This is a genomic window from Variovorax sp. GW823-FHT02B07 (genome assembly GCF_058797695.1).
In genome coordinates, this window is sequence record NZ_JBXAJX010000008.1 from 1 (window position 1) to 12,429 (window position 12,429).

General features: G+C 65.2%; 13 protein-coding genes and 1 pseudogene. 3 read left to right on the forward strand and 11 right to left on the reverse strand.

Translation table 11 applies throughout. The features are described from left to right. From AC1RGU_RS27160 to AC1RGU_RS27200, 9 genes and pseudogenes are all read right to left on the reverse strand, one after another. A pseudogene (locus AC1RGU_RS27160) lies at positions 1-72 on the reverse strand (GTP-binding protein); the annotation flags it as partial. A 141-nt stretch (positions 73-213) separates the two neighbouring features. Beyond that, positions 214-2,316 carry an elongation factor G gene (fusA, locus tag AC1RGU_RS27165; RefSeq protein WP_062478855.1) on the reverse strand — a complete coding sequence of 701 codons (2,103 nt, stop codon included), beginning with the start codon at positions 2,314-2,316 and terminating at the stop codon, positions 214-216. 97 nt (positions 2,317-2,413) lie between these two features. Further along, positions 2,414-2,887: a 30S ribosomal protein S7 gene (gene rpsG, locus AC1RGU_RS27170; protein ID WP_007829591.1), complete on the reverse strand. Its 474-nt coding sequence runs from the start codon at positions 2,885-2,887 to the stop codon at positions 2,414-2,416. Positions 2,888-3,034: 147 nt separating this feature from the next. Continuing rightward, the gene (gene rpsL / locus AC1RGU_RS27175; protein WP_013543948.1) at positions 3,035-3,412 is read right to left on the reverse strand and encodes a 30S ribosomal protein S12; all 378 of its coding nucleotides are present in this window, start codon (positions 3,410-3,412) and stop codon (positions 3,035-3,037) included. A gap of 203 nt (positions 3,413-3,615) precedes the next feature. Beyond that, a complete protein-coding gene (locus tag AC1RGU_RS27180; protein WP_070061890.1) occupies positions 3,616-4,785 on the reverse strand; it encodes a D-alanyl-D-alanine carboxypeptidase family protein in 1,170 nt (389 codons plus the stop codon). 40 nt (positions 4,786-4,825) lie between these two features. Next, entirely contained in the window at positions 4,826-5,458 is a 633-nt protein-coding gene (locus tag AC1RGU_RS27185) for an alpha/beta hydrolase (protein ID WP_492699329.1), read from the reverse strand. Positions 5,459-5,528: 70 nt separating this feature from the next. Continuing rightward, positions 5,529-5,882: a (2Fe-2S) ferredoxin domain-containing protein gene (locus AC1RGU_RS27190; protein WP_062478851.1), complete on the reverse strand. Its 354-nt coding sequence runs from the start codon at positions 5,880-5,882 to the stop codon at positions 5,529-5,531. A gap of 9 nt (positions 5,883-5,891) precedes the next feature. Beyond that, positions 5,892-7,013 carry a VanZ family protein gene (locus tag AC1RGU_RS27195; protein ID WP_492699331.1) on the reverse strand — a complete coding sequence of 374 codons (1,122 nt, stop codon included), beginning with the start codon at positions 7,011-7,013 and terminating at the stop codon, positions 5,892-5,894. Between the two features lie 19 nt (positions 7,014-7,032). After that, positions 7,033-7,461 carry a CopD family protein gene (locus AC1RGU_RS27200; protein WP_062478845.1) on the reverse strand — a complete coding sequence of 143 codons (429 nt, stop codon included), beginning with the start codon at positions 7,459-7,461 and terminating at the stop codon, positions 7,033-7,035. Between the two features lie 337 nt (positions 7,462-7,798). On the opposite strand from AC1RGU_RS27200, the gene hemB reads away from it, so the two are divergent. Together hemB and AC1RGU_RS27210 are read left to right on the forward strand one after the other, a co-directional pair. Further along, on the forward strand, positions 7,799-8,812 hold the full coding sequence (gene hemB / locus AC1RGU_RS27205) for a porphobilinogen synthase (RefSeq protein ID WP_260685269.1): 1,014 nt from the start codon (positions 7,799-7,801) through the stop codon (positions 8,810-8,812). Positions 8,813-8,887: 75 nt separating this feature from the next. Continuing rightward, a complete protein-coding gene (locus AC1RGU_RS27210) occupies positions 8,888-10,033 on the forward strand; it encodes a magnesium transporter CorA family protein (RefSeq protein WP_492699334.1) in 1,146 nt (381 codons plus the stop codon). An 83-nt stretch (positions 10,034-10,116) separates the two neighbouring features. Here AC1RGU_RS27210 and AC1RGU_RS27215 read toward each other — a convergent pair whose 3' ends face one another. Further along, a complete protein-coding gene (locus tag AC1RGU_RS27215) occupies positions 10,117-10,485 on the reverse strand; it encodes a hypothetical protein (RefSeq protein ID WP_062478764.1) in 369 nt (122 codons plus the stop codon). A 287-nt stretch (positions 10,486-10,772) separates the two neighbouring features. Here AC1RGU_RS27215 and AC1RGU_RS27220 point away from each other — a divergent pair, with 287 nt between their 5' ends. After that, entirely contained in the window at positions 10,773-11,663 is an 891-nt protein-coding gene (locus AC1RGU_RS27220; protein WP_159274733.1) for a LysR family transcriptional regulator, read from the forward strand. Between the two features lie 55 nt (positions 11,664-11,718). Here the strand turns inward: AC1RGU_RS27220 and AC1RGU_RS27225 are convergent, their stop codons facing one another. Next, complete coding sequence (locus tag AC1RGU_RS27225; protein ID WP_492699336.1) at positions 11,719-12,402, reverse strand: dienelactone hydrolase family protein; 684 nt, start codon at positions 12,400-12,402, stop codon at positions 11,719-11,721. Positions 12,403-12,429 lie beyond the last annotated feature (27 nt).

The window sequence follows — 12,429 nt, forward strand, 5'->3', positions numbered from 1 at the left end:
GCCGTGGTCAACGTGACCGATCGTGCCCACGTTCACGTGCGGCTTGGTGCGGGTGAATTTACCTTTTGCCATTTTTCAATCCTTGAAAGAGCATGTCCCGTGTGTTGGTTTTATGTCTGCATCCGATTGCTGGTTCGCCCCGCACGGGAACAGGGCGGCACCGGATCGCAGACAAGAAGGGCCGCGCACTGCGAGGCCCCACATTCTTGAAACTTACTTCGAGCGAGCGGCCACGATGGCTTCGGCGACGTTACGGGGAGCTTCAGCGTAGTGCTTGAACTCCATCGTGTACGTGGCGCGGCCTTGCGTGGCCGAGCGCAGCGTCGTCGAGTAGCCGAACATTTCCGACAGCGGGACTTCAGCCTTGATGAGCTTGCCGCCACCGATCATGTCGTCCATGCCCTGCACCATGCCGCGACGGCTGGACAGGTCGCCCATCACGTTGCCGGCGTAGTCTTCAGGCGTTTCGACTTCCACGGCCATCATCGGCTCGAGGATGACCGGGCTGGCCTTGCGGGCGCCTTCCTTGAAGCCGAAGATGGCGGCCATCTTGAACGCCATTTCGTTCGAGTCCACGTCGTGGTACGAACCGAAGTGCAGCGTGACCTTGACGTCGACGACGGGGTAGCCCGCCAGCACGCCTTGCGTCAGTGCTTCCACAACGCCCTTTTCCACGGCGGGGATGTATTCGCGAGGAACCACACCGCCCTTGATGGCGTCGACGAACTCGAAGCCCTTGCCGGCTTCCTGCGGCTCGATCTTCAGGATGACGTGACCGTACTGGCCCTTACCACCCGACTGGCGAACGAACTTGCCTTCGGCTTCTTCGACGGTCTTGCGGATCGTTTCGCGGTAAGCCACTTGCGGCTTGCCCACGTTGGCTTCCACGCCGAATTCGCGCTTCATGCGGTCCACGATGATTTCGAGGTGCAGTTCGCCCATGCCGGAGATGATGGTCTGGCCGGATTCTTCGTCGGTGCGCACGCGGAACGACGGATCTTCCGAAGCCAGGCGCTGCAGGGCGATGCCCATCTTTTCCTGGTCGGCCTTGGTCTTGGGCTCGACGGCCTGCGAGATCACGGGCTCGGGGAATTCCATGCGTTCCAGCGTGATCATGGCGTTCGGGTCGCACAGGGTTTCGCCGGTGGTGACGTCCTTCAGGCCCACGCAAGCGGCGATGTCGCCGGCACGGATTTCTTCGATTTCGAGACGTTCGTTGGCGTGCATCTGCACGATACGGCCGATACGCTCTTTCTTGCCCTTGACCGGGTTGTAGACGGTGTCGCCCTTGCTCAGAACGCCCGAGTACACGCGCACGAAGGTCAGCTGGCCGACGTAGGGGTCGGTCATGAGCTTGAATGCCAGCGCCGAGAACTTCTCGCCGTCGTCAGCCTTGCGGGTCACGTCTTGCTCGTCGTCGTCCGTGCCGTGCACCGGAGGAATGTCCAGCGGCGAAGGCATCAGTTCGATCACGGCGTCGAGCATGCGCTGCACGCCCTTGTTCTTGAACGCGCTGCCGCACAGCATCGGCTGGATTTCGCCGGCGATCGTGCGCGTGCGCAGACCGTGGGTGATTTCCTCGAGCGTCAGGTCACCTTCTTCAAGGTACTTGTTCATCAGCTCTTCCGAAGCTTCGGCCGCGCTTTCGACCATCTTCTCGCGCCATTCCTTGGCCAGCTCGACCAGCTCGGCGGGGATTTCGCGCGTTTCGAACTTCATGCCTTGCGAGGCTTCGTCCCAGAAGATCGCCTTCATCAGACGCAGGTCGACCACGCCCTGGAACTTGTCTTCGGCACCGATCGGGATCACGATCGGCACGGGGTTGGCCTTCAGGCGGTCGACCATCATCTGGCGAACGCGGAAGAAGTTGGCGCCGATGCGGTCCATCTTGTTGACGAACGCCAGACGCGGCACCTTGTACTTGTTGGCCTGGCGCCAGACGGTTTCCGATTGGGGCTGCACGCCGCCGACCGAGTCGTACACCATGACGGCGCCGTCCAGCACGCGCATCGAGCGCTCGACTTCAATGGTGAAGTCCACGTGGCCGGGGGTGTCGATGATGTTGATGCGGTGCTCGGGCAGCGAGTGGTCCATGCCCTTCCAGAAGCAGGTCACGGCAGCCGAGGTGATCGTGATGCCACGCTCTTGTTCCTGCTCCATCCAGTCGGTCGTTGCCGCGCCATCGTGCACTTCGCCGAGCTTGTGGGTCACGCCCGTATAGAACAGGATACGTTCGGTGGTGGTGGTCTTGCCGGCGTCGATGTGCGCGGAGATACCGATGTTGCGGTAGCGCTCGATGGGGGTCTTGCGGGACATGATGTACTTTCGGGTTTAAATGCGTTGAGCGCTGGGCGTCGAGCACGGGCGATTTCGCCCGGTACTCAACCCCCAACGCTCAAGAGACGTGTGTTTTTTAGAAGCGGAAGTGGCTGAAGGCGCGGTTGGCTTCTGCCATGCGGTGCACTTCGTCGCGCTTCTTCATGGCACCGCCACGGCCTTCCGTGGCTTCCATCAGTTCGTTGGCCAGACGCAGGGCCATCGACTTCTCACCGCGCTTGCGGGCAGCTTCCTTGATCCAGCGCATCGACAGGGCGAGGCGACGGACAGGGCGGACTTCGACCGGCACCTGGTAGTTCGCACCACCGACGCGGCGCGACTTCACTTCGACCATCGGCTTCACGTTGTTGATGGCAACGGTGAACGCTTCGAGGGGGTCCTTGTCCGGATTCTTCTTCTCGATGAAGTCGAGGGCACCGTAGATGATGCGCTCGGCAACAGCCTTCTTGCCGCCTTCCATGATCACGTTCATGAATTTGGACAGCTCGACATTGCCGTACTTGGGATCCGGCAGGATTTCACGTTTGGGGACTTCGCGACGACGTGGCATTTTTCTAACCTCTTTGCTTCAGTTGGCATCGTTTCCGATACCGCGAGAGCCAGTCAGGACTCTCACTTACTCGACCCGACATTGGGTCACTTCGTTCGACAAGCCCGCCAAGGCCATCGAACACCGCTTGTTTTCTGACAGGAAGGCTTAGGCCTTCTTGGGACGCTTCGCGCCGTACTTGGAACGCGACTGCTTGCGGTCTTTCACGCCTTGCAGGTCCAGCGAACCGCGCACGATGTGGTAACGCACACCGGGCAAGTCCTTGACACGACCGCCGCGAACCAGCACGACGCTGTGTTCTTGCAGGTTGTGGCCTTCGCCGCCGATGTAGGAAATGACTTCGAAGCCATTGGTCAGACGGACCTTGGCAACTTTACGAAGCGCCGAGTTGGGCTTCTTGGGCGTCGTGGTGTAGACGCGGGTGCAGACACCGCGACGTTGCGGCGAGTTCTGCATGGCAGGGCTCTTCGAATTGATCTTCTCGACCGTTCGACCCTGACGCACCAGTTGATTGATGGTTGGCATGAATGAATTAGTCCCAAAACAACCCAGCCTTGGTGGTGAAACCGCCCTTGGTCGTGACTCAAGGAAGCCGGGAATAACGAAAACGTGAAACCCTTCGGAAAATTCCGAAAAGCCCACGAGTATAGCAGGCAGGTCTGAAATGGCAATGTCAGGCGCCTGGAGCGCCCGCCACCGCCTGTTTCAAGGCCTCTTTTCCCTGTCTCTTACTTGATCCAGAGACGCACGGCGTCCCAGGCGCGGCCGAAGACGCCGGCCTGCTCGACCGGCTCCAGGGCGACCAGCGGCACGTCGGCCAGGGGCTGGTCGTCCAGCGTGACCTTGAGCGAGCCGACGGCCTGGTACTTGGTGAACGGCGCGACCAGCGGGTCGGGGCGCGACACCTGCGTCTTGATCTTGCTGGCGGAACCGGTCGGCACGGCGACCACGATGGCCTCGGGGCGGCCCAGCTTCAGCACGTTGGCCTTGCCCTTCCAGACGGCGGGCGTGGCAGCCGGCTGGCCGGCGTCGAACAGGCGCACGGCGTCGTAGGCCGTGTAACCCCAGTTCAGCAGCTTCTGCGACTCGTTGGCGCGCACGGCTTCGCTGCTGGCGCCCAGCACGATCGACAGCAGGCGGCGGCCGCCGGTCAGGTTCGGGAAGTCGCGCTTGGCGGTGGCGATCATGCAGTAGCCGGCGGCGTCGGTGTGGCCGGTCTTCAGGCCGTCGACGGTCGGGTCGCGGAACAGCAGCAGGTTGCGGTTGGTGTCGTTGGTCGACGGGGTGCCCGGGTAGCGGTACTTCTTGATGGCGTAGTACTTGGCTTCCTCGGGGAAGTCCCGCACCAGGCGCGTGGCCAGGATACTCAGATCGCGCGCCGTGGTCGTGTGGCCGGGCGCCGTGAGGCCTTCGGGGTTCTTGTAGGTGGTGTTCTTCATGCCCAGCACCTTGGCCTGGGCGTTCATCATCTCGACGAAGTGCTCCACCGTGCCGCCCACGCCTTCGGCCAGCGCCACCGTGGCGTCGTTGCCCGACTGCACGATCACGCCCTTGATCAGGTCTTCCACCGGCACCTGCATCTTGGGGTCGATGAACATGCGCGAACCGGGCATCTTCCAGGCGCGCGGGCTCACCGGCAGGGTCTGGGTCAGCGTGATCTTCTTGGCACGCAGCGCGTCGAACGCGACGTACGCGGTCATCAGCTTGGTGAGCGAGGCCGGCTCGACCGGGCTGTCGATGTCCTTCTGCGCCAGGATCTGGTTCGCGGTCACGTCGAGCAGCAGGTAGCTGCGCGCGGCGATTTCAGGCGGGGCCGGCATCTGGGCGGCGGCGATCACGCCAACCGAGGCAGCAGCGGTCAGCACCAGTGCGCGAAGCGCAGTGAAAAAACGATTCATGGGGAAGATAAGAAGAGACGAGGACAAGCCTGCAAGGCTTTCATTCGGTGCCCGCGCGCAGATGGCGGGCGACCAGGCTTTTGAGCAGCGGCAATTGTCCGTGAAAGAAATGGCCGCCCCCGGGAATAACCGTGACAGGGAGTGACTGGGGACGCGCCCAGTCCATCACGGCGGCGAGAGGCACGGTGTCGTCGGCTTCGCCATGGACCACCAGCGCGCGCTCGTGCGCCTCGGCCGGCAGCGTGGCCACCGAGAAACGCGAGGCGGCCGTGCCGACCAGCACCAGCTGCCGCACGTCGCGTGCGGCCCAGAGCTTCTCGGCCGCGCAGCTGGCCACGAAGGCACCGAAGGAGAAGCCGGCGATCGCCAACTGGCCCTCGGGCGCGAGCTGGCCGACGACATGCAGCATGTCCTCGAGCTCGCCACGCCCTTCGTCGTGGACGCCTTCGCTGGCACCCACGCCGCGGAAGTTGAAGCGCACGGCCGTCCAGCCGCAGGACACGAAGGCGCGGGCCAGGGTCTGCACGACCTTGTTGTCCATCGTTCCGCCGAACAGCGGGTGCGGATGGGCGATCACCGCGATGCCGCGCGCGTCGCCGGACGGCAGGTCGCGCTGCACCTCGATCACGCCCGCGGCCCCGTGGAGGCTGATTTTTTCGGTCTGGGAGTTCATGGCGCTGGGGTTGGCTGGGCCGGCGATGCCGGCAACGTGCACGGTACGAGCACGGGGTCCGCGGGAAAGTTCAGCGGCCGACGTCGGGCGGCAGCAGCAGCCGCTCGACGACCTGGCCGTTCTTCAGGTGCGACTCGACGATCTCGTCGATGTCCTCGGCGTCCACGAAGGTGTACCAGACCGCCTCCGGATAGACCACCGCGACGGGCCCGCCCGCGCAGCGGTCGAGGCAGCCGGCCTTGTTGACGCGCACCTTGCCGGGCCCGGCGAGCCCCTGCTCCTTCACCTTGGCCTTGCAGCGGTCGAAGCCTTCCTGCGCGTTGTGCAGGGCGCAGGAGTCTTCGCCATTCTTGCGTTCATTCAGGCAGAAGAAGATGTGGCGGCCGTAGTAGCCGGACGGCGCGGCGGGAGTGGTGCTGGGCATCGACCGATTTTATGAGCGTGCGTGCTCAGGCCGAGGGCGGCGCCGCGACAGCGCAGCCACCACGTACACCAGCACCGCGAAGGGCCAACCCCAGCCCAGCCACTGGGCCAGGCCGTGGAAGCGGATGAAGCGGCCCTGCTCCCAGGTGGCCAGGGTCTGTGCAAAGTAGGCGCTCTCGGGCGCCTGGTTCAGCAGGCTCAGCTGGAGCACGAGCCCCATGAGCAGCAGCGCGCCGCACAGCCGGCGCGGCGCAAAGAGCAGCAGCACGCCCGCGGACACCGCCGCGGCCAGCCCGACCTGCACCGGCAGATCGAGCCAGGCCCACGCATGCTCGGGGCCGTAGCTCATGGCCGCCGACAGCGCCGAGGCCGCGACGCCCGCGAGCAGGATGAGCGGCAGCAGCACCGCGCGCTGCACCACGTTGCGCGCCACCAGGTAGCCCAGCAGGCACGGCACCAGCGCCCCGAGCATCACGCACAGCAGTTCCACGGCCGGCACCAGCGGTTCCAGCTCGAACTGGCGCACCGGCAGCCAGTCGATGAAGGGCGTGTCGAGCAGCCACTCGGAAATCGTCGTCTCCAGCCGCTCGAAGACCTGGCCGAGGCCGAAGGTGACGGCGGCAGGGAACAGCAGCGCAAAGGGCCAGAGCGCGAGCAGCACGAGGCCGCCGCGCGCGTCTTCGACGAACCATTGCGAGCGCACGCGGCTCCAGTGCGCGATCGCACCTAGCCGCTCCAGCGCCGCGGCCAGCACAGCGCCGAGCACGGTTCCGGCGGTGTTCAGCCCCAGGTCGACATTGGAAGGAATGCGCGCTGGCAAATAGCTCTGCAGCGTCTCCATGGCAAAGGCGATCGCCGCGCCCGCCACCGTGGCGCGCAACAGCGCACGCCACACACTGTGACTGCTGCCCGTGCGCAGCACGCTCAGCGCGCACAGAAAACCGAAGGGCACGTAGCCCGCCACGTTCACCCCGAAATCGAACCCCGTCCAGTACTTGGGCCAGGGCGCCGACAGGTAGGCCCAGGGCGCGATCCCCTGGTCACGCCAGTCGGCGAAGGGGTACAGGCTGGCATAGACGATCAGCGCCGCATAGGCCAGCGCCAGGGGGAGCGCGGCAGACTTGTGCGGCATGTCTACCGTCGACACGGGCTCAGAAGGGCTTCACCACCACCAGGATCACGATGCCCAGCAGCAGCAGCACGGGCAACTCGTTGAACCAGCGGTACCAGCGGTCGCTGCGACGGTTGCCGCCCGCCGCGAAACGGCGCAGCAGCACGCCGCAGCCATGGTGGTAGCCGATGGCCACCAGCACCAGGGCGAGCTTGGCGTGCATCCAGCCGTTGCCGGGGCCGCGCCCGATGCCGTAGCCCAGCCAGAGCCAGGCGCCGAACACCAGCGCCGGCACCGCCAGGAAGGTCGTGAACCGCAGCAGCTTGCGCGCCATCAGCAGCAGGCGCTCGCGCTCCGCGACCGACTCGGGGGGCACCATCGCCAGGTTGACGAAGATGCGCGGCAGATAGAACAGCCCGGCAAACCAGCTGGCAATGAAAACAATGTGAAGAGATTTGACCCAGAGCATGGCGGCAGTTTAGTGGTGGCTGCACACTGACCCCTCTTCGGGGCCCTTTGCCAAGGTTTCGGGCAAAAAAAAGCCCGACGTCTTCACGTCGGGCTGGGAAGCCCTTTTGCTGTCACACATCAAGGCACCCGCTCAGGGAGGAAAAGCGGGGAGCGGCAAGCCGCCCGCTTCAGAATTTAACAAAGACGAAACAAGGTTTCAAGCGATTGAGGCAGTTTCTTTGACTTTTACAACAAAAATCTAGAACTTAAGTTCTATTAATTTCCGTAGTTGTCAGACAACTTGCCTCCAGCAGCGCTGGGCTGCGATTTCGCGCTTCAGGCACAATTTTAGATATATGACGTCACCATTTTCCCCGCTCGCGATGTTCCCCGCCGGCCGCCCGCGACGGCTGCGCCGCGATGCCTTCACCCGCAACCTCGTGCGCGAGCATGCACTGACGACGAACGACCTGATCTACCCGGTGTTCGTGCAGGAAGGCGAGAAGCGTCGCGACGCCGTGCCCTCGATGCCCGGCGTGGATCGCCTGAGCCTGGACCTGCTGCTGCCCGTGGCCGAGCAGTGCGTGCAGGCCGGCATCCCGGTGATGGCGCTGTTCCCGGTGATCGACGCCAGCCTCAAGACGCCCGCGGGCGACGAGGCCTTCAACCCCGACGGCCTGATTCCCCGCGTGGTGGCCGCGCTCAAGGCGCGCTTCCCCGAGCTGGGCGTGATGACCGACGTGGCGCTCGACCCCTACACCAGCCACGGCCAGGACGGCCTGTTGGACGAGACGGGCTACATCCTCAACGACGCCACCGTTGAAGTTCTGGTGAAGCAGGCACTCACACAATCGCAAGCTGGCGTCGATATTGTGGCGCCGAGCGACATGATGGACGGCCGCATCGGCGCGATCCGCACCGCGCTCGAAGCCCGCGGCGACATCCACACGCGCATCATGGCCTACAGCGCCAAGTACGCCAGCGCCTTCTACGGCCCCTTCCGCGACGCTGTCGGCTCATCCGCCACGCTCGGCAAGAGCAACAAGAAGGTCTACCAGATGGACCCCGGCAACAGCGACGAGGCGCTGCGCGAGGTCGCCATCGACATCGCCGAAGGCGCCGACATGGTCATGGTGAAGCCCGGCATGCCCTACCTGGACATCGTGCGCCGTGTGAAGGACGAGTTCCGCGTGCCGACCTTCGCCTACCAGGTGAGCGGCGAGTACGCCATGCTGAAGGCCGCGGCCCAGAACGGCTGGCTCGACCACGACGCCGTGGTGCTCGAAAGCCTGCTGGCCTTCAAGCGCGCCGGCGCCGACGGCGTGCTGACCTACTTCGCGCTTGACGCCGCCCGGTTGCTACAAAAATAATAGCTACTGCGGCATGCCTGCCGCACCTCCACGGCACTTCTGGCGTGGAAGAAGAACCACCGGGGGCGAGTGTCCATGCGCATCTTCGAAATCAGCCGCTCGCAGGTCAGCGAGCACGCCTCGCTGGCGCCGCTGGCCGTGCCGGGCGCCTGCGCCGCCGCCAGCTACCTCTGGATTTCGCTGACGCGCGACGAATTCCGCGCCGCCCAGTCCGAGGTGCAGCAGATCCTGCAGACGCTGTGCCAGACCCAGCTGGTCGACCTGCACGTGGCCGACCTGCTCAACGACCAGCTGCCCTCGCACTACGACTACACCTCGCTGTACGACGTGCTGGTGTTCCGCCGCCTGGCCACGGGCAACGGCGCTGAAACCGGCAACACCGGCGAGCCTTCGCTGCCGCAACGCCCGTCGCGCGGCGGCCCGCCGGTGCTGCGCCGCATCGACACCCGCCCCGTCGGCTTCGCGGTGTTCGACCGCGTGCTGCTCTCGGTCCACCCCGAAGACGGCACGGTGCGCGATGCCTTCGCCGCCCGGCTGCTGGCGGCCGCCTCGTCCGACGACCGCGGCACGCCCGCGCTCGACGTGCGCGCCACCTCGGCCCGCCTGCCGACCAGCCCGGCCGACCTGATGCTGCGCATCGTCAACCTGATCGTCGACGGCTACCTCGACATGCGGCGCGAGCTCACGAAGCAGCTCGACCACTGGCAGACCGAGCTCATCGACCCGCGCAGCCGCTTCACCAACTGGAGCGCGCTGATGGAGGCGCGCCAGTCACTGCACCGCCTGGACGAAATCTGCGAAGACCAGCGGGCCGCCATGCAGGACTGGATCGATTCGCTCGAAACCCTGCCCGTGCCGCAAGGCGAGACCGCGCAGCGCGAGCGCGACCTGATCATGGTGCGCAGCCGCGACGTGCTGGAGCACATCCAGCGCGTGGTGCACCACGTGCACCGGCTCGAGCAGAACGCCGAGACCGCCGTGCAGATGCACTTCAGCGTCCAGGGCCACCGGGCCAACGACATCATGCGGGTGCTGACCGTGCTCACCGCCATCTTCCTGCCACTCAACCTCATCGCGGGCATCTTCGGCATGAACTTCGAGTTCATCCCGCTGGTGCACAAGGCGGACGGCTTCTGGATCGCGATGTCGGCCATGCTGGTCATCGCGGTGCTGCTGGTCCTGATCTTCTGGCGCAAGCGCTACCTCGCCCGCACGCGCTGAGCGCCCATGAAAAAAGCCACGCGGATGCGTGGCTTTTCTGGTCAGCTCGGGCCGCCCCGGAAGGCGGCTGGCTTCGCGGCCAATTACTTGGCGACGGCGCCCGAACCTTGCTGGGCTTGAACGCGTGCGTCCATCGGGTTCACCATGGTCGAGATGACCTTGCTGTTGACGCGCGAACCCGAGGTCACGTTCTGGTCGGGAGCGTAGGCGGTGCGGATGGCTTCGGCTTCGACGATCGAACGGTCCTTCGACACGGCCACGGTTTCCGCGCCGCGCGAACCGCGCACGACGTTCTGGTTCGGGGCTGCGGCGGTGCGCTGGGCTTCGGCGTTGACTTCGTCGCGGCTCTTGGACGAGATCACTTGGGTCACGCCTTGGTACGTCTCGGCTTGGGCGCCGGTGGCGGCCAGGAGGGTCAGGGCGGCGGCTGCGAAAATGTGCGAGGTCTTCATGTCTGTTCCTTGTGTTCGGCTAGATGGGATGTCCACCAGGCTTGCACGTTGGCTCGCCTGTGCGGCGAGTGTCAGCCGGAATTCCTTCGGGAAAACACTCGGTTCAGAGACACGGTGTTTCCTGTAGCGAAACAATCAGTCAACAAAGTCGTGCACGCAAAAAAACCGGGCACAAGGCGCCTGACTGCTTCCGGCTTACACCAGAACCCCGCGCCGGTCCTATCCGGCAAAACCCCCGAGAATCGGCACACCGCGCTCCCTCGCGAAAAACAACGGGCTTCACTGACATGGACAGTCTCGATCTGATCAAAACCTTCCGGGAAGTCGCCTCGCACGGCAGCTTCTCCCAGGCCGCCAAGCGGCTCGACATGTCGAAGGCCACGGTCAGCAAGTACGTCGCCGAACTCGAGACCCGCTTCGGCGTGCGCCTGCTCAACCGCTCCACGCGTTCCGTCAGCCTCACCGACGCCGGCCAGCTGCTGCTCGAACGCAGCACCCCGATGCTCGAGATGGTCGAACTGACCCAGGCCGAACTGCAGGAGCGCGCCAGCCAGCCCGGCGGTCGGCTGCGCATCTCGGCGCCGCACGGCATGGGCAACGGCGAGTTCCCCGACCTGCTGGCCGACTTCATGCGCCACTACCCCGACGTGAGCATCAGCCTGCAGCTGACCAACCGCACCGTCGACCTCGCCGAGGAAGGCATCGACGTCGACATCCGCAGCGGCCCGGTGGAAGACGCCAACCTCATCGTGCGCAAGCTGCGGCTCATCCACATGGTGGTCTGCGCCTCGCCGATCTACTGGAAGAAGCACGGCAAGCCCGCGCACCCGCAGGAGCTCGCCCACCACGACGCACTGACCCATTCGCTGCTGGGCACGCAGCCCGCGTGGCGCTTCGATGACAACGGCCAGCCGCTGGACGTGCAGGTCAAGAGCCGCATGGACTGCACCGAAGGCGCGCCGCTGATCCGCGTCGCGATGCGCGGCTTCGGCGTGATCTACCTGCCCTCGCTGCTGGTGCAGTCGCACATCGACAGCGGCGAGCTGGTGCCGGTGCTCGAAGGCTATGCGCGCAAGGACATGTGGCTGTCGGCCGCCTACCTGCAGCGGCGCCACAACAGCGCGGCGCTGCGCGCGCTGCTCGACTTCCTGCAGACCCGGGTCGGCGCCAAGAAGTAGCAGATGAAATGAAAAAAGCCCGGCACTGCCGGGCTTTTGCTTGAAGCGTGACGGATCAGCCGACGTGCTTGGCAAAGAAGGCCAGCACGCGTTCACGCGCCGGCTTCGCCGCCGCGGCGTTGTACGAACCGCGCTGGTCGCAGTTGAAGCCGTGGTCGGCTTCGTAGACATGCACTTCCACCTCGGGGTGCGCCTTCTTGAAGGCCTCGATGGTGTCCAGCGGAATCCAGTGGTCGCGGTTGCCGAACTGCGCGAGCACCGGCACCTTCGGCTGGCGTGCGCTTTCTTCCGGCGTCGTCATGCCGCCACCGTAATAAGGTGCGGCAGCGGCCAGACCCGGCAGCAGGGCTGCGGCGCGCCAGACCAGCAGGCCGCCCCAGCAGTAACCGACGATGCCGACCTTGCCCGCCTTCGAGGCATAGGCGATCGCGGCTTCGAGGTCCTGCAGCACGCCGGGCGCAGGCAGCGCCTCGACCGCGGTCTTGTAGCCGAAGCCGGTCTTCATGTCGTCGTCGCTGTAGCCCAGCTCGACGCCGGGCTTGACGCGGTGGAAGGTCGACGGCGCCACGGCCAGGTAGCCGTCGGCCGCATAGCCGTCAGCCACCGAGCGGATGTGCGAGTTCACGCCGAAGATTTCCGGCACCACCACCACGGCGCCGCGCGGCGTGCCCGCGGGCTCGGCCACGTAGGCGGGAAAGGTGAAGCCATCCTTGGCGGTGAGGTCGATGAATTGGCCCATGGGGTTCTCCTGAAACGATGGAATGAA